Source organism: Pseudomonas sp. MIACH (genome assembly GCF_001269925.1).
Taxonomy (GTDB): Bacteria; Pseudomonadota; Gammaproteobacteria; order Pseudomonadales; family Pseudomonadaceae; genus Aquipseudomonas.
The window spans coordinates 1-23,499 of sequence record NZ_LHVO01000021.1; the positions used below are offsets into that span (position 1 = coordinate 1).

Consider the following 23,499-nt stretch of genomic DNA (forward strand, 5'->3'; position numbering starts at 1 on the left):
GAGGCGGCCTTAAAGCCGACCTGATCTTTGAAGCGTACGCGGTGTGGCTTCTACTTCCTTACCCGCTGACGAAGTCAGCAATCTTTTGATCTGGCTCTGGCTCTGGCTCTGGCTCTGGCTCTGGCTCTGGCTCTGGCTCTGGCTCTGGCTCTGGCTCTGGCTCTGGCTCTGGCTCTGGCTTTTGATCTTGATCTCAGGCGCCCCGTTAACCACGCTGGCCGAACGCAGGCTTGAATCCGTGGGTAACCCGGCAGGACGCCGGGTTAGCCGTCCTGGGCCAAGGATGGCCCATGACGGCGGCCCACGGATTCAAGCCGGAGTGAGGGCACACCGAGCCCAAGCGAGGTGCCGAGTGGTGGGGCAAGAGCCCTTTGGTTACTTTGGGGCTCTTTTCCAAAGTGACCCGCCGTAAGGGCGGAACCAATATCAGCCGTTACCGCAGCAACGGATATGTACACAAACAAACTCACCCCGCCTGCCGCAAATGCTCCATCGCCCAAACCGCCGCCTCCACCCGCGACCGTAACCCCAACTTATGCAGCAAATTCTTCACATGCACCTTCACCGTCCCCTCGGTAATCCCCAACTTATGCCCGATCACCTTATTACTGTGCCCACTGGCAATCGTCCTCAGCACCTGCCGTTCCCGCTCGGTCAACTCCACCGCCGCATGCGGTTGCGGCGAGCGCAGGGCCTGGGCCAGGACGCGGGTCAGGCCAGGGCTGATCACCAACGCGCCATGCAACGCATCACGGATGTACTGGATCAACAACTCCGGCTCCATGTCCTTGAGCAGATAGCCATTGGCATCCAGCCGCAACGCATCACGAATATCGTCTTCAGCGTCGGACACGGTAAACAGCAACACCTTGCCGCCATAGTTCATGGCGCGCAGGCGGCGCAGGGTTTCGAGGCCGTTCATGTGCGGCATGTTGTTGTCCAGCAGCACCAGGTCCGGTTGCAGCGCGTCGATCTGGTCCAGGGCTTCCTGGCCGTTGCCGGCTTCGCCGACCACTTGCAGGTCGTCTTCCAGTTCAAGCATCTGGCGCATGCCGTGGCGCATCATCGGGTGGTCGTCGACCAGCAGGATACGGTGGCGATTGGCTGTGTTCATGGGTGGGTGCCTTGTAGGGGTTGCCCGAGAAACTCCGGGTGAAAGCGCAGTTGCACCCGCGTGCCCTGGGGCTCGCGGGGGCTGATGTCGAGGTGGCCCTGCAGGCTGCGGGCGCGCTCGTCCATGATGGTCAGGCCGTGGTGTTCACGTCTGTCGACCTCTTCGCAAAAACCACGGCCGTCATCTTCGATGCTCAGGCTCACGGTTTCGCCCTCCTGGCGCAGTTGCAGCCAGGCGTTTTGCGCATGGGCATGGCGCAGGCAGTTGGAGAGGGCTTCGCGGGTGATCTGCAGCAAGTGGATTTGTTCGCTGGCCGACAGTTGGAAGGCCAGGGCGTCCACATGCAGGTGCACCTGGAATTCGCCGCGCTGGGAGAACTCTTCGGCGGTGTCCTGTAGCTCCTGCACCAGCCCGGCATCGTGGATTTGCAGGCGGAAGGTCGTGAGTAATTCGCGCAGTTGACGGTAGGCGTTGTTCAGGCCGTCGCGCAGTTCGGCGGTGACGGTGGCCAGGGTCTCCACCGGTTCGCCACGGCGGATCAGGGTTTGCATGCGGCTGACTTGCAGCTTCATGTAGGACAGCGCCTGGGCCAGGGAGTCGTGCAGTTCGCGGGCGATGATGGTGCGTTCGTCGAGCAGCAGCAGGCGGTGGTCCTGCTCCCGCTGGCGCTTGAGCGACAGCGAGGTGCCGATCAGGTTGGCCAGGGCCTGGATCAACTGTTTCTCCCAGTCCTGGGGCGCATGGCCGTCGAGGAAGTGCGCCTTGAGTTCACCCAGTTCCGCGCCCTGGTTGCTGATGCTGAACACCTGGGGCAGTGCGACGTGGATCTTCTGGCAGGAGGCGCAGTCGCCGATGGCGCAGACGTTACGGCCGTTCTCGTGCAGCGACAACATCTGCTGGGCCGGCGCGAGGAAGTGCCCTTGCAGGCACAGCGACAGGCGCAGCCCTGGCAGACGTTTCTGGAAGCGCCGGATCAGTTCATCCAGGCCCTCGGCATTCGCCAGGCGCGTGGCCAGGCTGCGGCTGCTCTGGTAGAGCAGCTCGAGGGCGGCGTTGGCTTGTTGCAGGTTGAGGGTTTTCTGCCGCACCTGGCTCTCCAGGGTGCGGTGGGATTCTTCAATGGTCTCGGCCATGGCGTTGAAGCTCAGGGCCAGTTGCCCCAACTCGTCTTCGGAGCGGTGGTTGACCCGAGTCTTGAAGTCGCCGTCACGAAAGCGTCGGGTCGCGTGCACCAGTTCTTCCAGGGGGTTGACCACGCCGTACTGCAATTCATACAGGCCGATCAGCAGGATGATCAGCGTGCTGAACAGTGCCAGCCCCTGGATACCCTGCTGCCAGCCTTGTTTCTGTTCGCTCTGTTGCTGCAACAGGCTGACGAACTGGTTGAGTTGATCGACAAAACCCGGCGCGCTGGCCTGGAACAGCCCTGCGTCGCCGCGAGCCAGGGCCGGGTGCAGGTCATCGTTCCAGCGCTGCTGGATCTGTTGGTAGCTCTGGAGCAGGGCGCTGCGCGGGCCGTCTTCGAGCACCGCCTTGAGCGATTGGCTGTCGAGGCGTCCTTGCAGGCTGTGGATGATGGCGTCGATCTCGGCGGCAGGGGCACCGGCGGCGAGTTTCCAGCTGAGGTGGTAGGTCTCCATGCGCACCGAGCCGGCGGTGTTGATGGCGGCCGCATCGCCCTGGCTGAACCAGGCGATCAAGCCGGCGCTCAGCGAACTGGCGAGGGCGAGGATGGCGATCAGGATCACCGCCAGACCGGCGCGAGCGGGCAGGGAGCTGCGCAGCCAGTTAAACATGGCGGCTTAAACGAAGGGGGATGGAAGCCTGCATGGCGGCACCTGCAAAGGGAAAAAGGCTGAAAACCGCAATCCCTGGCGCACTACCTCTAAAGAATTGCCGGCCAACCCTCCCACGGGAAAATACCGGCACAAGAGACCAATCCATTGATAAATAAAGACTTTCTCTTGTTATTAGGACTACCTCCTTAGAGGTATGCGGGGCCAGCATAGCTCCATACCCCCCAGGCGGACGTTGATCTGGGTCAAGTTCCACGGGGGTGTCGCCCCTAACCTGCGCTCATGGAATCACTTTCTGGAGCGCATACCGTGACTCAACCCCGTATGAGACAGGGCCTGGTGCTGGGCATGAGCACCCTGGCTTTCACCGTCTGCTTTATGGTGTGGATGATGTTCGCCGTGTTGGGCGTACCCATCAAAGAGCTGTTGCAACTCAACGAAACCCAGTTCGGCCTGCTGGCCGCCACGCCGGTGTTGACCGGTTCCCTGGTGCGCTTGCCCCTGGGCCTGCTGACTGACCGCTTCGGCGGGCGCATCGTGTTCTTCCTGTTGATGCTCGCCTGTGTGCTGCCGCTGTACCTGATCACCTACGCCACCGCCTATTGGCAGTTCCTGGTGCTGGGCCTGTTCGTCGGCCTGGCCGGCGGTTCGTTTTCGGTGGGCATCGCCTACGTCGCCAAGTGGTTCGACAAAGAGAACCAGGGCTTTGCCATGGGCGTGTTCGGCGCCGGCAACGCGGGCGCCGCCGTCACCAAGTTTCTGGCCCCGGCGCTGATCGCCCTCGGCACCTGGCACCTGGTGCCCAAGGTGTTCGGCGCGATCCTGTTTATCACTGCGCTGCTGTTCTGGTTTCTCACCAGCGAGAACAAGGCCCACCGCAATGCCGACGGCGCCACTTTGCGCGAGCAGTTGCTGTGCCTGAAGGACCCGGCCGTGTGGCGCTACTGCCAGTACTACTCGATTGTGTTCGGCGGCTATGTGGCCCTGGCGCTGTGGATGACCAAGTACTACGTGCAGGAATACGGCTTCAGCCTGCAAAGCGCCGCGTTGCTGGCCGCGTGTTTCTCCCTGCCGGGCGGCGTGCTGCGTGCGGTGGGCGGCTGGATGTCCGACCGCTGGGGCGCCCAGAGCGTGACCTGGTGGGTGCTGTGGGTGAGCTGGATCTGCCTGTTCCTGCTCAGCTACCCGCAGACCCAATTGCAGGTGCAGACCGTCAACGGTCCCCTGGATTTCCACATCGGCCTCAACGCCACCCTGTTCACCGTGCTGCTGTTTGTGATGGGCATCGCCTTCGCGTTCGGCAAGGCCTCGGTGTTCAAGTACATCGCCAATGACTACCCACAGAACATGGGCGCGGTGTCCGGCATCGTCGGCCTGGCCGGTGGCCTGGGCGGCTTTGTGCTGCCGATCCTGTTTGGCGCCCTGGTGGACCTCACCGGCGTGCGCTCGTCCTGCTTCATGTTGATGTACGGCGTGGTCTGGGTGTCCCTGACCTGGATGTACTTCAGCGAAATGCGCAAGCAACCGCTGTTGGGCAAAACCGCCCAACCTCTCCAAGGAGAATGAACATGTCCATCGCGCAAAAGCCCGGCTCGGGGCCGGTGATCCACGACTGGCGCCCTGAAGACCCTGCGTTCTGGGGCGCCAGCGGCAAGAAGACCGCGACCCGCAACCTGTGGATCTCGATCCCTGCGCTGTTGCTGGCCTTCGCCGTGTGGATGGTGTGGAGCACGGTGATCGTGCGCCTGAACGCCATCGGCTTTATGTTCACCACCGACCAGCTGTTCTGGCTGGCGGCGTTGCCGGGTTTGTCCGGTGCCACCTTGCGGGTGTTCTACTCGTTCATGGTGCCGATCTTCGGCGGCCGCCGCTGGACCGCCCTGAGCACCGCGTCGCTGTTGCTGCCGTCGCTGTGGATGGGCTTTGCGGTGCAAGACCCCAACACCCCCTACAGCGTGTTTGTACTGATCGCGCTGCTGTGCGGTTTCGGCGGCGGCAACTTCGCCTCGAGCATGTCCAACATCAGCTTCTTCTACCCCAAGTCGCAGCAAGGCACGGCCCTGGGCCTGAACGCCGGCCTCGGCAACCTGGGGGTGTCGGTGATGCAGTTCTGCGTCCCGCTGGTGATCACGTTCGGCGTGTTCGGCCTGGTGGGCGGTCAACCGCAAACCTTGCCGGATGGCAGTCAACTCTGGCTGCAGAACGCCGGTTTTATCTGGGTGCCTTTTATCCTCACCGTCACCGTGGCGGCCTGGTTCGGCATGAACGACCTGTCCAGCGCCCGTGCTTCGTTCAGCGAGCAGGCGGTGATCTTCAAGCGCAAGCACAACTGGCTGATGTGCTGGTTGTACCTGGCGACCTTCGGCTCCTTCATCGGCTTTTCGGCGGCGTTCCCGCTGCTGATCAAGACCTCGTTCCCCGACGTGGTGGCGTTGAAATTCGCCTTCCTCGGCCCACTCGTCGGTGCCCTGGTGCGCCCACTCGGCGGCTGGCTGGCGGACAAAATGGGCGGCGCACGGGTGACCTTGTGGAACTTCGTGCTGATGATCGTGATGGTGTTCGGCGTGCTGCACTTTTTGCCGGTGAACGGGCAGGGCGGCAGCTTCTACGGTTTCCTCGGCATGTTCATGCTGCTGTTCATCACCACCGGCGTCGGCAATGGCTCCACCTTCCGCATGATCCCGGTGATCTTCCGCACCCAGCACGAGAAGGCCAGTGCCGGTAAATCGGCCGCCGAGCGCGAGCAGGCGATCAAGGATGCCGGCAAGGAATCCGCCGCCGTGCTGGGCTTCAGTTCGGCCATGGGCGCCTTCGGTGCGTTCTTCATTCCCAAGTCCTTCGGCACGTCCATGGCCGCCACCGGCAGCCCGGCGATGGCCTTCTACATGTTTGTCGGTTTCTACCTGAGCTGCATCGTCGTGACCTGGTGGTGGTACGCCCGCAAAGGCTGCGCCACACCCTGCTGATCGACCCGAATTCGCCGGGGCAACGCACCCCACGGCACGCCTGATGAGGAAAGCATCATGAGTCACTTATTGGATCAACTGCGGTTCTTCAACCGTAAGCAAAACGAATTCTCCGACGGTCACGGCGAGACCCGCAAGGAGTCCCGCGACTGGGAAAACGTCTACCGCTCGCGCTGGCAGTACGACAAGATCGTGCGCTCCACCCACGGCGTGAACTGCACCGGCTCGTGCTCGTGGAAGATCTACGTGAAGAACGGCCTGATCACCTGGGAAACCCAGCAGACCGACTACCCGCGCACCCGCAACGACCTGCCCAATCATGAGCCGCGCGGCTGCCCACGGGGTGCCAGCTACAGCTGGTACATCTACAGCGCCAACCGCCTCAAGTACCCGAAGATCCGCAAGCCGCTGCTCAAGCTGTGGCGTGACGCGCGCCAGACCCTGTCGCCGGTCGAGGCGTGGGCGAGCATCGTCGAGGACAAGGTCAAGGCCGACTCCTACAAGAGCAAACGCGGCATGGGCGGTTTCATTCGCTCGAACTGGGAGGAGGTCAACGAGATCATCGCCGCCTCCAACGTCTACACCATCAAGCAATACGGCCCGGACCGCATCGTCGGCTTCTCGCCGATCCCGGCCATGTCGATGGTCAGCTACGCGGCGGGTTCGCGTTACCTGTCGCTGATCGGCGGCGTGTGCCTGAGCTTCTACGATTGGTACTGCGACCTGCCACCGGCCTCGCCGATGGTGTGGGGCGAGCAGACCGACGTGCCGGAATCGGCCGACTGGTACAACTCCAACTACATCATCGCCTGGGGTTCCAACGTTCCGCAGACCCGCACCCCGGACGCGCACTTCTTCACCGAGGTGCGCTACAAGGGCACCAAGACCGTGGCTATCACCCCGGACTATTCGGAAGTGGCCAAGCTCACCGACCTGTGGCTCAACCCCAAGCAGGGCACCGACGCCGCGTTGGCCCAGGCCTTCAACCATGTGATCTTCAAGGAATTTCACCTGGATAAACCAAGCGCCTACTTCACCGACTACGCCAAGCGCTTTACCGACTTGCCGGTGCTGGTGATGCTCAAGCCGATGACCGGGTTCGCCCCTGGCGCCGGCTTCCAGCCCGACCGCTTCCTGCGCGCCTCGGACCTCACCGGCAACCTTGGTCAGGACAACAACCCGGAATGGAAAACCATCGCCCTCGACGAAAGCGGCGAGTTGGTCTCGCCACAAGGGTCCATCGGCTACCGCTGGGGCGAGAAGGGCAAGTGGAACATCCTCGCGAAGGAGGGCGGTGAAGGCCGTGCCATCGACCTCAAGCTCAGCCTGATCGGTGACGACGTCGCCGAAGTGGCCTTCCCGTATTTTGCCGGCGAAGCCCACGAGCACTTCCAGCACGTGGCTGGCGATGCCGTGCAGTTCCGCCGCGTGCCGGTGCACAGCGTGACCCTGGCCGACGGCAGCGTGGCCAAAGTGGCGACGGTGTTCGACTTGTCCGCCGCCAACCTGGCCATCGACCGTGGCCTGGGCGGCCAGAACGTGGCCAAGGACTACGACGACGCCAGCGTGCCGGGCACCCCGGCGTGGCAGGAAGCGATCACCGGCGTCAGCCGCGAGAAAGCCATCCAGATCGCCCGTGAGTTCGCCGACAACGCCGACAAGACCAAGGGCCGTTCGATGATCATCGTCGGCGCGGCGATGAACCACTGGTACCACATGGACATGAACTACCGCGGGCTGATCAATATGCTCATGCTCTGCGGTTGCGTCGGCCAGACCGGCGGCGGCTGGGCCCACTACGTCGGCCAGGAAAAGCTGCGCCCGCAATGCGGCTGGCTGCCCCTGGCCTTCGGCCTCGACTGGAACCGCCCGCCACGCCAGATGAACGGCACCAGCTTCTTTTACGGGCACAGCTCGCAATGGCGCCACGAGAAGATGAGCATGCACGACGTGCTCTCGCCGCTGGCCGACAAGTCGCAATTCCCGGAACACGCCCTGGACTACAACATCCGCGCCGAACGCGCCGGCTGGTTGCCGAGTGCGCCACAGCTCAACACCAACCCGCTGCACATTTGCCGTGATGCGGCTGCCGCCGGTATGACGCCGAAAGACTACGTGGTCAAATCCTGGCAGGACGGCAGCCTGCGCTTCGCCTGCGAACAGCCGGACAGCCCGGTGAACTTCCCGCGCAACATGTTTATCTGGCGCTCCAACCTGCTCGGTTCCTCGGGCAAGGGCCATGAGTACATGCTCAAGTACCTGTTGGGCACCAAGAACGGCGTGATGAACGAAGACATCGGCCACAGCACCGAATGCAAGCCCACCGAGGCCGAATGGGTCGAAGACGGCGCCATCGGCAAGCTCGACCTGGTGACCACCCTGGACTTTCGCATGTCCTCCACTTGCGTGTATTCCGACATCGTCTTGCCGACTGCCACCTGGTACGAAAAAGACGACATGAACACCTCGGACATGCACCCGTTCATTCACCCGTTGTCGGCGGCCATCGACCCGGCGTGGGAGTCGCGCTCGGACTGGGAAATCTACAAGGGCATCGCCAAGGCGTTCTCGGCCATGTCGGTCGGCCACCTGGGCGTGGAGCAAGACCTGGTCACCGTACCGTTGATGCACGATAGCGTCGGCGAACTGGCCCAGCCGTTTGGCGGCACCGACTGGAAAAGCGCCGGTGTGGCGCCGGTTCCAGGCAAGAACGCGCCGAACATGGCGGTGGTGGAACGCGACTACCCGAACATCTACAAGCAGTTCTCGTCGCTGGGCCCGATGCTGGAAAAACTCGGCAACGGCGGCAAGGGCATCAACTGGAACACCGATGAAGAAGTCGAGTTCCTCGGCGAGCTGAACCATCACGAAAGCGCTGCGGGCATCAGCCACGGCCGGCCGAAAATCGACACGGCCATCGACGCCGCCGAAGTGATCCTGTCCCTGGCCCCGGAAACCAACGGCAAGGTCGCCTTGAAAGCCTGGGCCGCGCTATCGGAATTCACTGGTATCGACCACAGCCACCTGGCGATCTCCAAGGCCCACGAAGCGATCCGCTTCCGCGACATCCAGGCGCAGCCGCGCAAGATCATCTCCAGCCCGACCTGGTCAGGCCTGGAAGACGAGCATGTGAGCTACAACGCCGGCTACACCAACGTGCATGAAAACATCCCATGGCGCACCATCACCGGCCGCCAGCAGTTCTACCAGGATCACCCGTGGATGCAGGCGTTCGGCGAGCAGCTGATGAGCTACCGGCCACCGGTCAACACCCGCACCATCGAAGGGGTGAAGGGCAAGCGCAGCAATGGCGAGACCGAGATCGTGCTGAACTGGATCACCCCGCACCAGAAGTGGGGCATCCACAGCACCTACAGCGACAACCTGCTGATGCTCACCCTGAGCCGTGGCGGACCGATCGTGTGGCTCTCGGAAATCGACGCCAAGCGCGCCGGCATCGAAGACAACGACTGGATCGAATGCTTCAACGTCAACGGTGCATTGACCGCCCGTGCGGTGGTCAGCCAGCGCGTCAAGGAAGGCATGGTGATGATGTACCACGCCCAGGAACGCATCGTGAACGTGCCGGGTTCGGAAACCACCAAGACCCGTGGCGGCCACCACAACTCGGTGACCCGCGTGGTGCTCAAGCCGACCCACATGATCGGCGGCTATGCCCAGCAGGCCTACGGTTTCAACTACTACGGCACGGTCGGTTGCAACCGCGATGAGTTTGTCGTGGTGCGCAAGATGGCCAAGGTCGACTGGCTCGATGGCTCCAGCGGTGATGATTTGCCGCGCCCATTGCCGACTGACATCGAGGAGAACTGAGATGAAAATTCGCTCACAGATCGGCATGGTCCTCAACCTGGACAAATGCATCGGCTGCCACACCTGTTCCATCACCTGCAAAAACGTGTGGACCAGCCGTGAAGGCATGGAATACGCCTGGTTCAACAACGTCGAGTCCAAGCCCGGCATCGGCTACCCCAAGGAGTGGGAGAACCAGGACAAGTGGAAGGGCGGCTGGGTGCGCAACGCCAACGGCTCGATCAACCCACGCATCGGCGGCAAGTTCCGCGTGTTGGCGAACATCTTCGCCAACCCCGACCTGCCGAGCCTGGACGACTACTACGAGCCGTTCGACTTCGACTATCAGCACTTGCACACCGCGCCATTGGGCGAGCACCAGCCGACCGCACGCCCGCGTTCGCTGGTGTCCGGCAAGCGCATGGAAAAGATCGAGTGGGGCCCGAACTGGGAGGAAATCCTCGGCACCGAATTCGCCAAGCGCCGCAAGGACAAGAACTTCGACCAGATCCAGGCCGACATTTATGGCGAGTACGAAAACACCTTCATGATGTACCTGCCGCGCCTGTGCGAGCACTGCCTAAACCCGGCGTGTGCGGCATCCTGCCCGAGCGGTGCGATCTACAAGCGTGAAGAAGACGGCATCGTGCTGATCGACCAGGAGAAGTGCCGGGGCTGGCGCATGTGCATCAGCGGCTGCCCGTACAAGAAAATCTACTTCAACTGGAAGAGCGGCAAATCCGAGAAGTGCATCTTCTGCTACCCGCGTATCGAAGCCGGTATGCCGACCGTGTGCGCCGAAACCTGTGTGGGTCGGATTCGCTACCTCGGTGTGCTGCTGTATGACGCCGACCGCATCAGCGAAGTGGCCAGCACCGCCAACGAGCAGGACCTGTACGAGAAGCAACTGGAGATCTTCCTCGACCCGAATGACCCGGCGGTGATTCGCCAGGCCCTGGCCGATGGCGTGCCGCAGTCGGTGATCGACTCGGCCCAGCGTTCGCCGGTGTACAAAATGGCCGTCGACTGGAAGTTGGCACTGCCGCTGCACCCGGAATACCGCACCTTGCCGATGGTCTGGTACGTGCCGCCGCTGTCACCGATCCAGAACGCCGCCGCTGCCGGCACCGTGGGCATGAACGGGGTGATCCCGGATGTGGACAGCCTGCGCATCCCCCTGCGCTACCTGGCCAACATGCTCACCGCCGGCGATGAAAAACCGGTCAAGCGTGCACTCAAGCGCCTGTTGGCGATGCGCGCCTACAAACGCTCCCAGCAAGTCGATGGCGTGCAGGACCTGCAAGTGCTCGAAGACGTCGGCCTGAGCGTTGAACAGGTGGAAGAGATGTACCGCTACCTGGCCATTGCCAACTACGAAGACCGCTTCGTGGTACCGAGCGCCCACCGTGAAGACGCCATGAGCGACGCGTTCGCCGAACGCTCCGGCTGTGGCTTCAGCTTCGGCAGCGGTTGCAGCGGCAGCTCTGACACCAACATGTTCGGCGCCAAGAAGGCCAACCGCCGTGACGTGCTGAAAACCGTCCAGATCTGGGAGGACTGAGCCATGCGCATTCTTAAAGTGATTTCGTTGCTGCTCGACTACCCCACTGAAACCCTGGTGAACGGTCGCGATGAACTGGAGCAGGCGATTCTTGAAGCACGGGAAATCAGCCCCAAGCAGCGCGGTGCGTTGTTCGAACTGCTGGAACTGATCTGCGCCAATGACCTGATGGACGGCCAGGAACACTACGGCGCGTTGTTTGGCCGGGGGCGTTCGCTGTCGCTGTTGTTGTTCGAACACGTGCACGGCGAGTCCCGCGACCGCGGCCAGGCCATGGTCGACATGATGGCCCAGTACGAGGAGGCCGGCTTCGCCATTGGCGTCAAGGAGCTGCCGGACTACATCCCGCTGTACCTGGAGTTCCTGTCCACCCGCGAAGACATCGAGGCCCGCGAGGGCCTGGCGGATGTGGCGCACCTGTTGGCCTTGCTCGCTGCGCGTCTGGACGAGCGTGAGAGCGGCTATGCCAGTTGCTTCCGTGCGCTGTTGCAGATTGCCGGCGCCGAGCCGCACCAGGCCGTGGCCGAACTGCGTGCCCAGGTCGCCGCCGAACCGCGCGACGACTCCCTCGAAGCCCTGGACAAAATCTGGGAAGAGGAAGCGGTGGACTTTATGCAGGCTGAGCAACAGGACCGCTGCAGCTCGATGCCAAGCGCCCCCGGCAAGGCCCGCGAAGAAAGCGCGGTGCCGTTGCATTGGGTGGATTTTCAGCAAGAAGGCCGGGCCACAGCGCCAGCCGGGGAGGTGGGTAATGTCTAAGTGGAATTTGCTGGTATTCGGGGTGTATCCCTATGTGGCCCTGGCGATCTGCCTGTTGGGCAGTTGGGCGCGGTTCGACCTGTCGCAGTACACCTGGAAGGCCGGTTCCAGCCAGATGCTCAACAACCGGGGCATGCGCGTGGCGAGCAACTTCTTCCATATCGGCGTGCTGTTCGTGCTGGCCGGGCATTTTGTCGGCCTGCTGACCCCGGCGTCGGTTTACCACCATGTGATCAGCACTGAGAACAAGCAGTTGCTGGCGATGATCTCGGGTGGCTTCTTCGGCCTGCTGTGCCTGGTGGGCCTGCTGATGCTGGTCAAGCGTCGCCTGGGGGACCCGCGCGTGCGGGCGACCTCGAGCCCGTCGGACATCCTGATCCTGCTGGTGTTGCTGGCGCAGTTGCTGCTGGGCCTGCTGACCATCGTCGCCTCCACCGGGCATATGGACGGCTCGGTGATGGTGATGCTCGCCGACTGGGCGCAGAACGTGGTGCTGTTGCGGCCGGTGGAAGCCGCCGAGTCGATTGCGCCGGTGTCGCTGATCTACAAGGCCCACGTGGCGCTGGGCTTGACCCTGTTCGTGCTGTTCCCATTTACCCGCTTGGTGCACATGGTCAGCGCGCCGATCTGGTACCTGGGGCGTCGTTATCAAATCGTGCGGCAGAAGTACTGAGGAGAACGTCATGACTACAGGATGCGGATGTGGTGGCGGTAACGGCGGCAGCGGTGGTTGCGGCTCGTCGGCCAAAGAACCGGTGGTGGCCCAGGCTTCTTTCGAGGAGATCAAGGCGCCGGAGTTGATCGCCAGCAGTGAACAGGAATGGCCGATCATCAGCGTCAACGGCGTGGCGGTCACCCCCGAGGCCATGGCCCTGGAGTTGCAATACCACCCGGCCGACAGCCGTGAGGAAGCGGTGTACCTGGCCGCCCGCGCGCTGGTGATCCGCGAGCTGTTGCAACAGCGGATCGCCGAGCTGGGCCTGGCGGTGGAAATCGCCGCCGGAGAGAACGAAGAGGAAGCCGCCACGCGCCTGCTGCTGGAGCGTGAGGTGACGGTACCCGACTGCGACGAGGCGACCTGTGTGCGCTACTTCGAGAACAACCGTGGGCGCTTTCACAGCGCGCCGTTGCTGGCGGCGCGGCACATTCTGCTTGAATGCGCGCCGGACGACGCCGAGGCGCGCCACCTGGCGCGCACCCAGGCCGAAGTCCTGCTGCTGAGCCTGGAAGAACAACCGGGCCAATTTGCCGAACTGGCGCTCAAGTATTCGGCCTGTCCGTCCAAGGCCCAGGGCGGTTCGCTGGGCCAGGTGAGCAAGGGCCAGACCGTGCCGGAGTTGGAGCGCCAGTTGTTCACCCTGGCCCCAGGTTTGGCCGCCAAGCCGCTGGAGAGCCGTTATGGCTGGCACGTGATCAGCGTCGACCAACGTATCGAAGGCCAGCCGTTGCCGTATGAAGCGGTGGCCGTGGCGATTCGCACCCAGTTGCAGCAAGGGGTGTGGCAGAAGGCATTGGTGCAGTACCTGCAAACCCTGATCGGCGCAGCGGACATCCGCGGCATCGCGCTGCAGGGTGCCGACTCACCGTTGGTGCAGTGACATGAGCCTGGTGGATGGGGTGGGCCGTTCGATCGATTACCTGCGCTTGTCGGTGACCGACCGTTGCGATTTTCGCTGTGTGTACTGCATGGCGAAAAACATGACATTCCTGCCGCGCCAGCAGGTGCTGAACCTGGAAGAACTGCAACGCCTGGCCGCGCTGTTTGTGGGGCAGGGCGTACGCAAGATCCGCCTGACTGGCGGCGAGCCGCTGATTCGCCCGGGCATTGTCGGGCTGTGCCGCAACATCGCGGCGCTGCCGGGCTTGCGTGAACTGGTGATGACCAGCAATGGCTCGCAGTTGGCGCGACTGGCGCGGCCGTTGGTGGATGCGGGGGTCAAACGCATGAACATCAGCCTCGATAGCCTGGATGCGTCGCGCTTTCGTGGGATTACCCGCAACGGTGATCTGCGCCAGGTGCTGGACGGTATCGAGGTCGCGCGGGAGGCGGGGTTCGAGCGGGTCAAGCTCAATTGCGTGGTGATGAAGGGGCGCAACTTTGACGAGGTTCCGGCGTTGGTGCGGTATGCCATTGACCAGGGTGTCGACATCAGTTTTATCGAGGAAATGCCCCTGGGGGACGTGGGGCGGTCGCGGGGGGAGACCTTCTGCGCCAGCGATGAAGTACGGGCGGTGATTGCCCGTGAGCATGGGTTGATCGACAGCACCGAGAACAGCGGAGGGCCAGCGCGGTATGTGCGGTTGGCGGCGCATCCTGGGACGCGGGTGGGGTTTATTTCGCCTAATTCGCATAACTTTTGTGGCAGTTGTAATCGGGTACGGATGACGGTGGAAGGGCAGTTGCTGCTGTGCCTGGGGCAGGAGGAGGCGCTGGATTTTCGCGCTTTGTTACGGCGCTATCCGTTGGAGGATGGGCCGTTGGTTGAGGCGTTGCACAGGGGGTTGAAGGGCAAGCCGTTGCGGCATGATTTCAGTGGGGAGGGGGAGGTGCAGGTGGTGCGGTTTATGAATATGAGTGGGGGGTGAGGGGTGTGTGGGGTGGTACTGAGTACATATCCGTTTCTTCGGTAACGGCTACTTAGGGTTCCGCTCTTACAGCGGGTCACTTTTGGAGGGACCCAAAAGTAACCAAAAGGTCCTCGCCCCAACACTCGGCACCTCGCCTAGGCTCGGTGTGCCCGAACGAAGGCTTTGGAGCGTGGGCCGCCGCGATGGGCCATCCTTGGCCCAGCGCGGCTAACCCGGCGTCCTGCCGGGTTACCCACGCTCCAAAGCCTGCGTTCGGCCAGCGTGTTTGACGGGGCGATTTGAGATCAAGAGCCAAAGCGCGGCGGCCTGAGAGCCGACCGGAGTTGGGTCTGGTGTACTGGGTTAAAAATGTGGGAGGGGGCTTGCCCCCGATGAGGGAGTGTCGGTCACTTATTTTTTAACTGACCCGGCGCTATCGGGGGCAAGTCGAATCGTCGCACCGCCCCTCCCACATTTGGATCTCCACATATCAGCTAGACCTCGGTCTGCTTTTGCTCTGCTTTTGCTCTGGCTTTTGATCTTGATCCTAGGCGCCCCGTCAAACACGCTGGCCGAACGCAGGCTTGAATCCGTGGGTAACCCGGCAGGACGCCGGGTTAGCCGTCCTGGGCCAAGGATGGCCCATGACGGCGGCCCACGGATTCAAGCCGGAGTGAGGGCATGCCGAGCCTAGGCGAGGCACCGAGTGTTGGGGCAAGAGCCCTTTGGTTACTTTGGGGCTCTTTTCCAAAGTGACCCGCTGTAAGAGCGGAACCATAGGCCGCCGTTACCTAAATAACGGATATGTACCCAATCAAAAAAGCTTGACCCCGATCAAGGGAAGCAAAACCCAGTCTCCGTAATATCACTGCATGTTGTGTTTTAAGTTGTTATTTAATCTATATGTAGTGTCTGGAGCCCGGAAAATGCAAAACACGCTCACCCCGTTGGTCAGCACCCGCCTACACAAACGCGACGGCAGCCTGGTCCCCTTCAACGCCGAAAAAATCCACCACGCCCTGACCGCTGCCGGCACCGCAACCGGCGAGTACCAAGAGGCCGACGTCGACCTGTTACTGGGCGCCGTCCTGGCCCGCCTGAGGGGTATCGAACACCTGGACGTCGAACAAATCCAGGACAGCGTCGAACGCGTGTTGATGGACGCCGGCTACTTCCTCTCCATGCGCGCCTATATCGTCTACCGCGAACAACACGGCCGCCTGCGCCGCGACCGCAAGACACTGGTGGAAGTCGCCACCTCGATGAACGAATACCTCGACCGCGAAGACTGGCGCGTGCAAGCCAATGCCAACCAGGGCTATTCCCTGGGGGGGCTGGTGTTGAACGTGTCGGGCAAGGTCACCGCCAACTATTGGCTCGACGAGGTCTACAGCCAGCAGATCGGCCGCGCGCACCGCGAGGCGGATTTGCATATCCATGACCTGGACATGCTCGCCGGTTATTGCGCCGGCTGGTCGCTGCGTTCGCTGTTGCACGAAGGCCTCAATGGCGTGCCGGGCCGTGTCGAAGCGGGACCGCCCAAGCACTTGAGCAGCGCCCTGGGGCAGATGGTCAATTTCCTCGGCACCCTGCAAAACGAATGGGCCGGCGCCCAGGCGTTCAGCTCGTTCGATACCTACCTGGCGCCCTATGTGCGCAAGGACCAACTGAGTTACGCCGAGGTGCGCCAGGCGGTGCAGGAGTTCATCTACAACCTCAACGTGCCGTCGCGCTGGGGCACCCAGACGCCGTTTACCAACCTGACCTTCGACTGGGTGTGCCCGGAAGATCTGCGCGAGCAGGTGCCGGTGATCGGTGGTGAGGAAATGCCGTTTGCCTATGGCGACCTGCAAGCGGAAATGGAGCTGATCAACCGCGCCTATATCGAAGTGATGCAGGCCGGCGATGCCAAGGGCCGGGTCTTCACCTTCCCGATTCCCACCTACAACATCACCCACGATTTCCCTTGGGACAGCGAGAACGCCGACCGTCTGTTCGAGATGACCGCGCGCTACGGCCTGCCGTATTTCCAGAACTTCCTCAATTCCGATATGCAACCCAACCAGGTGCGCTCGATGTGCTGCCGCCTGCAACTGGATGTGCGCGAGCTGCTCAAGCGCGGCGGTGGGTTGTTCGGTTCGGCGGAGCAGACCGGCAGCCTGGGCGTGGTGACGATCAACTGCGCGCGCCTCGGCTATCTGTTCAAGGGCGACACCTCGGGCCTGTTGCAACGCCTGGACAGCCTGATGGACATGGCCATGGAAAGCCTGGAGGTCAAGCGCAAGGTGATCCAGCACCATATGGACGCCGGCTTGTACCCCTACACCAAGCGTTACCTCGGCACCTTGCGCAATCACTTCTCCACCATCGGCCTCAACGGCATGCACGAGATGCTGCGCAATTTCACCGGCGACGAGCAGGGCATGCACACCGAAGAGGGCCGCGCCTTTGCCCTCAAGCTGCTCGACCATGTGCGCGCCACCTTGCTGCGCTTCCAGGAAGACACCGGCCACCTCTACAACCTCGAAGCCACGCCGGCGGAAGGCACTACCTACCGTTTCGCCAAGGAAGACCGCAAGCGCTACCCGGACATCCTGCAGGCCGGCAGCGACGTCGCGCCGTACTACACCAACTCCTCGCAACTGCCGGTGGGCTTTACCCAAGACCCCTTCGAAGCCCTGGAGCTGCAAGACGAACTGCAATGCAAATACACCGGCGGCACCGTGTTGCACCTGTACATGGCCGAGCAGATTTCCTCGGCCCAGGCCTGCAAGCAACTGGTGCGCAAGGCGTTGGGGCGTTTCCGCCTGCCGTACCTGACGATCACCCCGACGTTCTCGATCTGCCCGGTGCACGGCTACCTCGCCGGTGAGCATGAGTTCTGTCCCAAGTGCGATGAAGTGCTGGCACTTGCCGCTGCGCATTGAACCGATCTTCCAACCCGCAAGGAGATTCACCATGCAAACATCCCAGCCACAACGTCAGCGCTGCGAAGTCTGGACCCGGGTGATGGGTTATCACCGGCCCGTGTCGGCGTTCAATCCTGGCAAACAATCCGAGCACAAGGAACGCGTGCATTTCACTGAAACGGCCGCCGTGGCCGGGCGCCAATGAGTCGAGCGCTACGGGTCGGGGGCCTCGTGCCCCTGACCACCCTCGACTACCCCGGCATGCTCGCCTGTGTGCTGTTTTGCCAAGGCTGTGCCTGGCGCTGTCGTTACTGCCACAACCCGGACCTGATCCCGCCGCGCGGTAGCACGGAGGTGGATTGGCGCCGGGTGTTGCTGTTTTTGCAGCGACGCAAGGACTTGCTCGACGCCGTGGTGTTCAGTGGTGGCGAGCCGACCTTGCAGGAAGGCTTGCCGGCCGCCATGGATGAAGTGCGGGCGATGGGCTTTCATGTCGGCCTGCACAGCGCCGGGATCAAACCGGCAGGGTTTGCCAATGCGTTGCGGCATGCCGATTGGGTCGGCTTTGACGTCAAGGCGCTCGCCGAGGATTGCCAGTTGATCACCCAGGTCAAGCACAGCGGTGCCGCCAACTGGCGCAGCCTCGACACCCTGTTGGCCAGCGGCGTGGAATACGAGTGCCGCACCACGGTGCATTGGCATTTGATCGACCCTCCTCGGTTGCTGTTGCTGGCCCAGCGTTTGCAAGCCAACGGCGTGCGACGCTTCGCAGTGCAAATGGTGCGTACGGCCAGCATGCTCGATGCGCAATTGTCGAGTTCACCGGCACAGGCCGCGTTGCCGGAGTTATGGGGCCGATTGCGCGAGTTGTTTCCTGCTTTTGTATTGCGAGGGTGACGCGCGCCCTCACCGGATTTTTATACAGGCTGCCCATGGTGGGCAGGTTTTCATCAGGGACTCTCAGAATGAAGCAATTAACCACGGCACAACGCATTGTCATCGGTTTCGCGATTGCGCCGTTGGCCCTGGTCGGGTTGGTGTTCTACGCCCTTCACGACCTGGCAACCCTCAAGCAGCAGTCCGAACAGATCGTGCAGCAGGACTGGCCACGGATCGCGCCGATCATGGTGATCGCCACCGGTGTGCGCGATAACGGGCGCAACACCCGCGACCTGCTGATCGACCAGGATAACCAGCAGGCCCAGGCCTCCATCGGCACCACGCGCGAACGCATCACCCAGGCGTTCGCCACCCTTGAGCCGCTGCTCGACACCGCCGAAGGCAAGGCCGCCTATGCCACCTTGAAAACCCATCGCGAAGCCTACGTGGCGGCCTTCACCCAAGTGCAGGCGCTGATCAGGCAGGGCGCCCGCGAGCAGGGCCTGGCCCAGCTCAAGCAACAGGTGATCCCGGCCGAGCTGGAGGTGTTCAAGAGCCTGGATGCATTGATGGCCATGCAGGGGCGGTTGTTCGCCGAGCGCCAGCAGGCCGCGCAAACCCTGTATGACGAGGCTCGAGGCACCATGCTCGGGCTGTTCCTGCTGTGCCTGGCGCTGGTGGTGGTGGCGGCGGTGATCGTCACGCGCAGCGTCACCCGACCGTTGGGCGGCGAGCCGGATGAAGTGGCGCGGGTGTTGAGTCATATCGCCGAGGGCAACCTGTCTATCGAGGTGCCGCTGGGCAACAGTATCGACGGCAGTGTGATGCGCAATCTGCACCAGATGCAGCAGAACCTTAACCAGATGGTCCGGCATATCGCCGCGTCGGTGGACGGCGTGGCCAGCTCGTCGGAAGAGTTGAGCGCGGTGAGCGGCCAGACCAGCAGCAGCCTGCAGTTGCAGGGCCAGGAAATCGAACAGGCCGCCACGGCGGTGAATGAAATGACCGCCGCCGTCGACGAAGTGGCACGCAATGCCGTGAGCACCAGCGAAGCTTCGCGCCTGTCGGAGCAGACCGCCCAGCGTGGACAGGCGCAGGTGCAGGAAACCGTGGCGTCGATCAATACCTTGGCCACCGGCGTGGTGGAAACCTCGGAGCGTATCCAGCAACTGGCCGGCCGCGTGCAAGACATCAGCAGCGTGCTCGAAGTGATCCGCAGCATTGCCGACCAGACCAACCTGCTGGCGTTGAACGCCGCCATCGAAGCGGCCCGCGCCGGGGATGCCGGACGCGGGTTTGCGGTAGTCGCCGATGAAGTACGTGCACTGGCCCATCGCACGCAGACCTCGACCCAGGAGATCGAGCAGATGATCGGCAATATCCGCCAGGACACCGAACACGCCGTGGCCGCCATGCACAGCAGCAGTGAGCGGGTACAGGCGACCCTGAGCGTGGCACAACGCTCGGGAGAGGCGCTGGAGGAAATCACCCGGTCCATCTCACAGATCAACGAACGCAATATGATGATTGCCAGTGCCACCGAGGAACAGGCACTGGTGGCGCGCGAAGTGGATCGCAACCTGGTGGGCATTCGCAACCTGTCGCAGCAGGTGTTGCAGGGGGCGATACACACCGAGACTGCCGGGCATGACCTGGCCGGAATGGCGGGGACGCTGCATCAGACGGTGGCGCGGTTCAAGGTGTAACTTTGCCTGTGGGAGGGGCGGTGCGACGATTCGACTTGCTCCCGATAGCCATAGGTATCCACAACGTTGGCTCAACGCTGAACGCCCGGCAGATAGGGCTGTTGTGGCGAGCGGGCTTGTCCCGCGTTGGGCTGCGTAGCAGCCCCAGTAAGGAAGAACGCAGTGCATCAGACACTCTGTGGAGGCTGGTTTTGGGACTGCTTCGCAGCCCAACGCGGGACAAGCCCGCTCGCCACAGGGGAACTCGCCAGTCTCTGAAATTGTGTAGATATCTATGGCCATCGGGGGCAAGCCCCTCCCACATTTGCATCAGTGTGCATCAGCCAGCCCACCCCCAGAACTGCAACCACCAGCCACACCCCACCAGCCCATTACTCAGCAGTACGCACAACCACCCCAGGCAGCGCGGTCGGGTTCCAAGCCCCTTGAGCTGCCGCCAACCCAACCACAAGCACCAGCCAATCGCGGCGCTCAGCATCAGTGCGCGCGCCGGTTGGACCCATGCCAATGCCAACCCTTCATAGCGCAACAACTTCACTGTCGTCGCCGACAGCCCCAGGAACAGCCCTGCACCACCCAGGGGCGTGAGTGTCAGCGCCAGAGGCCGAAACAGTGCGCGATCACCCGCCGCGCGTGCGGCCAGGCGCAGCAGCAGCCAGCAGCCACCGCCGATCAGCAGTGCGCTGCCACCCAGGTACAGCACGATGCACAGGCCATCGAGCCAGCTGAAGCTGTCGTTGAGTTGCGGGTAGTGCGTGAGCAGCCACCACGGCGCGTTGTCTTGCAGCAGCCATAGCCAGTCGCGGCTCACCAACCATTCGGCGAGTGTCTGTTTGAGGGCGATAAACCACGGGCTGACGCTCCATTGGAACGCGCCCATGGCCAATCCGATCACGCCAAACAGCAGCAGGCGCGCATCCCACGGCGAGCCGGGTTGTCGCGGCGCCTGGAGAATCTCTTGATTGCACGAGCGGGCGATCAGTTGCACTGCGCCGCGTTGCCCGCTGCAACGGCCACAGGCATGGCAGTCGCTGGCGCCTTGCAGGCGGCGGATGTCCAGGAGGGGCGCGCAGTTGGGCAGCGGCAGGCGCGGGGCATTGTTGGCTTTCCAGCGTTGTTCATCCACGGCGAAATGCAGCGGCGCCAGGCGGGCGAGCAGGGCGAACACGCCGCTGACCGGGCACAGGTAACGGCACCACACGCGCTTGCCGCGCACGAACAACAGGCCGACCACCACCGCCGCCAACGTCGAGCCGCCCAGGATCAGCAATGCTGCCTGGGCGTAGTCGTACACGCTGATCAACTGGCCGTAGAGCGTGGTGAGGCAAAAGCCCAGGGTCGGCCAGCCGCCCCAACGCAGCCAGCGCGGTATGCCCAGGCCGCGCCCGTGCTGGCTGGCCCATTCGCTCAGCGAACCCTCCGGGCACAGCACGCCGCACCACAGGCGCCCGAACAGCACCATCGACAGCAACACGAACGGCCACCAGATCCCCCAGAAGATAAATTGCGCGAGCAGCGTCAGGTTGTTCACCACGCGCGCCTGGCTATCGGGCAACGGCAGCACGGCGGGCAGCACCAGCAACACGGCGTAGACCAGCACCACCGCCCATTGCGCGGCACGGATCAACCGCCCATGGCGGCGCATGCCATCGCCCAGTTGCTGCAACCAGCTCATGCCGCGTGCCGGGCGCGACGCAGGCCGTTGCCCACCCAGAGCCAGTAGCCGAGCAGTACCAACACGGTGATAAGGCTAGGCGCCGCTCGGTAGCCGGCAAAGTCGGCCAGCAGCGCGCCCAGGCCGTGGCTGTCACTGAGCAGTGCGCTGCTGTCCCAGCGGCTGTCACCGACTGCGGCGTAGGCCCACTCGGGCATGTCCAGGCCCAGCAGTTGCCCACTGATACGGTCCACGGCCGCGACCAGCAAGGCCCCGCCGAGCAGTAACAGCAGCGCCTCGCTGAGGGTGAAAAACCGTGACCAGGAGATAAAGCGCCGACTGCCGCGCAACACCAGGACGGTGAGCCCCGCCAGTGCCAGGCCGAGCAGGCCGCCAAGGGCGAACAGGCCTTGCGCCTCATCGTGCAGGCGCGCCCCGGCGCCATACAAGAACACCACGGTTTCACTGCCTTCGCGGCTCACCGCCAGCAGCGCCAGTAACAGCACGCCCCAGCCGCCCTGGCGCGCCAGGCGCTCGTCGGCTTCGCGTACCAGGGTGTGTTTGAGCGTGGCCGCGTTGCGGTGCATCCAGAACACCATCTGCACCATCAAGCCGCTGGCCAACAGGGTCAGCGCCGCTTGCAGCCACTCGCCCTGTGGACCGGTCATGGTGTCACCGGCCCAGAGCATCAAACCGGCCAGCCCGGCCGAGCACAACAACCCCAGCAGCACCCCGGCCCAGAGGAAGCGGGCCAGTTGTGCATGGCCGGCCTGGCGGCTGATCCAGGCCTGCAGAATGCCGATCACCAGCAGGGCCTCGACGCTTTCACGCCAGACAATAAACATCGATTGATTCATCAACGGCTCCTATTCGGCGAGGATGCTGCCTTCGGGCAACTGAGGGTTGAACTCGTCGAAGAACGGGTACAACCCCGGCTTGAGCGGGTGGATCACCACAAAGGTGGTCACCCCCGCAGACAACACCTTCTCGACCCGCAACGGTGTGCTTTCGAATTCGGCCGGGCCTTGGCCGATGTTCTTGAGCACGATCTTGAAACGCTCATCGGCCTTGACCACCAGTTGTGGTGGGTTGAAATGGCCGTCCTGCAGGCTCAACTCATAGGTGGGCAACGGTGCCGCCACTGCCGGGCCGCTTAGCAGCAGGCCGCCCAGCAACAGGGCGCGGCGCATCAATAACCGCCTTTTTTGCCGATGCCGGCGTAGACGAATTCGTAGTGCACCTCGCAGCGTTCGAACCAGGGGGCGACCCCGGTTTCCTTGTCGGTATGACGGCCCAGGGAGTGGTGGCCGGTGGGCGGCAATACGCTGAAGGTGAGGGTGTATTTGCCTGGGCCTTGCAGCTTGACGTTATCGCCATAGTGCGGCCCGTCGTTGGCGACCATGGCGTGGAAGTCGCCGCTGATGGGGGTGTCGCTGCCTTGTTTCTTCAGGGTGAAAGACAGGTTGAGGTAGGGCACGAAACTGCCTTCCTGAAACCCTTGGGCATTGTCCGCCGTGGCGCGTACGTCGGCCTCCAGATGCACATCGGAATCGGCGGTGGCGCGCATCATGCCGGCGGGTGCCATCTCGATCGGTTGCAGGTACACCGCGCCGATTTCCAGGCCGGGGCAGTGTTGCGGTTCACCGATCGGGTACTCCTTGGCAACTGCCACGGAGGTACTCAGCAGCAGGGCAAGGGACAACAAAGAAGGGCTACGCATGGAGGCTTCCTGACGGGTGAGGGGAGAGAACCCGAGTCTAGGAAGGTCAGCCGTAAA

At 63.0% G+C, this 23,499-nt stretch carries 18 protein-coding genes; 12 read left to right on the plus strand and 6 right to left on the minus strand.

The window, feature by feature from the left end; translation table 11 throughout:
* Positions 1–466 precede the first annotated feature (466 nt).
* The gene (gene narL, locus AD670_RS07970; protein ID WP_053130227.1) at positions 467–1,114 is read right to left on the minus strand and encodes a two-component system response regulator NarL; all 648 of its coding nucleotides are present in this window, start codon (positions 1,112–1,114) and stop codon (positions 467–469) included.
* Positions 1,111–2,910: a HAMP domain-containing protein gene (locus AD670_RS07975; protein ID WP_053130229.1), complete on the minus strand. Its 1,800-nt coding sequence runs from the start codon at positions 2,908–2,910 to the stop codon at positions 1,111–1,113. Before AD670_RS07975 ends, narL begins: the two co-directional genes overlap by 4 nt.
* A gap of 309 nt (positions 2,911–3,219) precedes the next feature.
* On the opposite strand from AD670_RS07975, the gene AD670_RS07980 reads away from it, so the two are divergent.
* From AD670_RS07980 to AD670_RS08035, 12 genes are all read left to right on the plus strand, one after another.
* A complete protein-coding gene (locus AD670_RS07980) occupies positions 3,220–4,476 on the plus strand; it encodes a nitrate/nitrite transporter (RefSeq protein ID WP_156338154.1) in 1,257 nt (418 codons plus the stop codon).
* Between the two features lie 2 nt (positions 4,477–4,478).
* Entirely contained in the window at positions 4,479–5,876 is a 1,398-nt protein-coding gene (locus tag AD670_RS07985) for a NarK family nitrate/nitrite MFS transporter (RefSeq protein ID WP_053130235.1), read from the plus strand.
* A gap of 57 nt (positions 5,877–5,933) precedes the next feature.
* On the plus strand, positions 5,934–9,707 hold the full coding sequence (locus tag AD670_RS07990; protein WP_053130238.1) for a nitrate reductase subunit alpha: 3,774 nt from the start codon (positions 5,934–5,936) through the stop codon (positions 9,705–9,707).
* A 1-nt stretch (position 9,708) separates the two neighbouring features.
* On the plus strand, positions 9,709–11,247 hold the full coding sequence (narH, locus tag AD670_RS07995) for a nitrate reductase subunit beta (protein ID WP_027607174.1): 1,539 nt from the start codon (positions 9,709–9,711) through the stop codon (positions 11,245–11,247).
* Between the two features lie 3 nt (positions 11,248–11,250).
* The gene (gene narJ / locus AD670_RS08000; protein ID WP_053130241.1) at positions 11,251–12,006 is read left to right on the plus strand and encodes a nitrate reductase molybdenum cofactor assembly chaperone; all 756 of its coding nucleotides are present in this window, start codon (positions 11,251–11,253) and stop codon (positions 12,004–12,006) included.
* Positions 11,999–12,679, plus strand: a complete 681-nt coding sequence (narI, locus tag AD670_RS08005; RefSeq protein WP_053130244.1) for a respiratory nitrate reductase subunit gamma — start codon at positions 11,999–12,001, stop codon at positions 12,677–12,679. Before narJ ends, narI begins: the two co-directional genes overlap by 8 nt.
* A gap of 10 nt (positions 12,680–12,689) precedes the next feature.
* A complete protein-coding gene (locus AD670_RS08010) occupies positions 12,690–13,604 on the plus strand; it encodes a peptidylprolyl isomerase (protein ID WP_053130247.1) in 915 nt (304 codons plus the stop codon).
* Position 13,605: 1 nt separating this feature from the next.
* Positions 13,606–14,592, plus strand: a complete 987-nt coding sequence (gene moaA / locus AD670_RS08015; RefSeq protein WP_053130250.1) for a GTP 3',8-cyclase MoaA — start codon at positions 13,606–13,608, stop codon at positions 14,590–14,592.
* A gap of 908 nt (positions 14,593–15,500) precedes the next feature.
* Positions 15,501–17,501, plus strand: a complete 2,001-nt coding sequence (locus AD670_RS08020; RefSeq protein WP_027607169.1) for a ribonucleoside triphosphate reductase — start codon at positions 15,501–15,503, stop codon at positions 17,499–17,501.
* A 31-nt stretch (positions 17,502–17,532) separates the two neighbouring features.
* Positions 17,533–17,688: an anaerobic ribonucleoside-triphosphate reductase gene (gene nrdD, locus AD670_RS08025; protein WP_027607168.1), complete on the plus strand. Its 156-nt coding sequence runs from the start codon at positions 17,533–17,535 to the stop codon at positions 17,686–17,688.
* Positions 17,685–18,380: an anaerobic ribonucleoside-triphosphate reductase activating protein gene (locus tag AD670_RS08030; protein ID WP_053130253.1), complete on the plus strand. Its 696-nt coding sequence runs from the start codon at positions 17,685–17,687 to the stop codon at positions 18,378–18,380. Before nrdD ends, AD670_RS08030 begins: the two co-directional genes overlap by 4 nt.
* A 68-nt stretch (positions 18,381–18,448) precedes the next feature.
* Positions 18,449–20,068 (plus strand): methyl-accepting chemotaxis protein, encoded by a 1,620-nt coding sequence (locus AD670_RS08035; RefSeq protein ID WP_053130255.1) that lies wholly within the window; start codon positions 18,449–18,451, stop codon positions 20,066–20,068.
* Positions 20,069–20,387: 319 nt separating this feature from the next.
* On the opposite strand, the gene AD670_RS08040 is transcribed toward AD670_RS08035, so the two are convergent.
* Genes AD670_RS08040 through AD670_RS08055 form a run of 4 tightly spaced genes read right to left on the minus strand, consistent with a single transcriptional unit; the run spans position 20,388 to position 23,442 of the window.
* The gene (locus AD670_RS08040) at positions 20,388–21,743 is read right to left on the minus strand and encodes a 4Fe-4S binding protein (RefSeq protein ID WP_053130258.1); all 1,356 of its coding nucleotides are present in this window, start codon (positions 21,741–21,743) and stop codon (positions 20,388–20,390) included.
* The gene (locus AD670_RS08045) at positions 21,740–22,579 is read right to left on the minus strand and encodes an FTR1 family protein (RefSeq protein WP_053130261.1); all 840 of its coding nucleotides are present in this window, start codon (positions 22,577–22,579) and stop codon (positions 21,740–21,742) included. The genes AD670_RS08040 and AD670_RS08045 overlap by 4 nt, the downstream gene beginning before the upstream one ends.
* 9 nt (positions 22,580–22,588) lie before the next feature.
* Complete coding sequence (locus AD670_RS08050) at positions 22,589–22,912, minus strand: cupredoxin domain-containing protein (protein WP_053130265.1); 324 nt, start codon at positions 22,910–22,912, stop codon at positions 22,589–22,591.
* Positions 22,912–23,442: an iron transporter gene (locus AD670_RS08055; RefSeq protein WP_053130268.1), complete on the minus strand. Its 531-nt coding sequence runs from the start codon at positions 23,440–23,442 to the stop codon at positions 22,912–22,914. The genes AD670_RS08050 and AD670_RS08055 overlap by 1 nt, the downstream gene beginning before the upstream one ends.
* Positions 23,443–23,499: the final 57 nt, after the last annotated feature.

Bases quoted from the DNA above. Each gene is read 5' to 3' on its own strand.
- narH (WP_027607174.1), top strand. From the start codon at position 9,709: ATGAAAATTCGCTCACAGATCGGCATGGTCCTCAACCTGGACAAATGC.
- AD670_RS07975 (WP_053130229.1), bottom strand. From the start codon at position 2,910: ATGTTTAACTGGCTGCGCAGCTCCCTGCCCGCTCGCGCCGGTCTGGCG.
- narI (WP_053130244.1), top strand. From the start codon at position 11,999: ATGTCTAAGTGGAATTTGCTGGTATTCGGGGTGTATCCCTATGTGGCC.
- AD670_RS08030 (WP_053130253.1), top strand. From the start codon at position 17,685: ATGAGTCGAGCGCTACGGGTCGGGGGCCTCGTGCCCCTGACCACCCTC.
- AD670_RS08010 (WP_053130247.1), top strand. From the start codon at position 12,690: ATGACTACAGGATGCGGATGTGGTGGCGGTAACGGCGGCAGCGGTGGT.
- AD670_RS08020 (WP_027607169.1), top strand. From the start codon at position 15,501: ATGCAAAACACGCTCACCCCGTTGGTCAGCACCCGCCTACACAAACGC.
- moaA (WP_053130250.1), top strand. From the start codon at position 13,606: ATGAGCCTGGTGGATGGGGTGGGCCGTTCGATCGATTACCTGCGCTTG.
- AD670_RS08050 (WP_053130265.1), bottom strand. From the start codon at position 22,912: ATGCGCCGCGCCCTGTTGCTGGGCGGCCTGCTGCTAAGCGGCCCGGCA.
- narL (WP_053130227.1), bottom strand. From the start codon at position 1,114: ATGAACACAGCCAATCGCCACCGTATCCTGCTGGTCGACGACCACCCG.
- AD670_RS08055 (WP_053130268.1), bottom strand. From the start codon at position 23,442: ATGCGTAGCCCTTCTTTGTTGTCCCTTGCCCTGCTGCTGAGTACCTCC.
- AD670_RS07985 (WP_053130235.1), top strand. From the start codon at position 4,479: ATGTCCATCGCGCAAAAGCCCGGCTCGGGGCCGGTGATCCACGACTGG.
- AD670_RS08040 (WP_053130258.1), bottom strand. From the start codon at position 21,743: ATGAGCTGGTTGCAGCAACTGGGCGATGGCATGCGCCGCCATGGGCGG.
- AD670_RS08035 (WP_053130255.1), top strand. From the start codon at position 18,449: ATGAAGCAATTAACCACGGCACAACGCATTGTCATCGGTTTCGCGATT.
- nrdD (WP_027607168.1), top strand. From the start codon at position 17,533: ATGCAAACATCCCAGCCACAACGTCAGCGCTGCGAAGTCTGGACCCGG.
- narJ (WP_053130241.1), top strand. From the start codon at position 11,251: ATGCGCATTCTTAAAGTGATTTCGTTGCTGCTCGACTACCCCACTGAA.
- AD670_RS08045 (WP_053130261.1), bottom strand. From the start codon at position 22,579: ATGAATCAATCGATGTTTATTGTCTGGCGTGAAAGCGTCGAGGCCCTG.
- AD670_RS07990 (WP_053130238.1), top strand. From the start codon at position 5,934: ATGAGTCACTTATTGGATCAACTGCGGTTCTTCAACCGTAAGCAAAAC.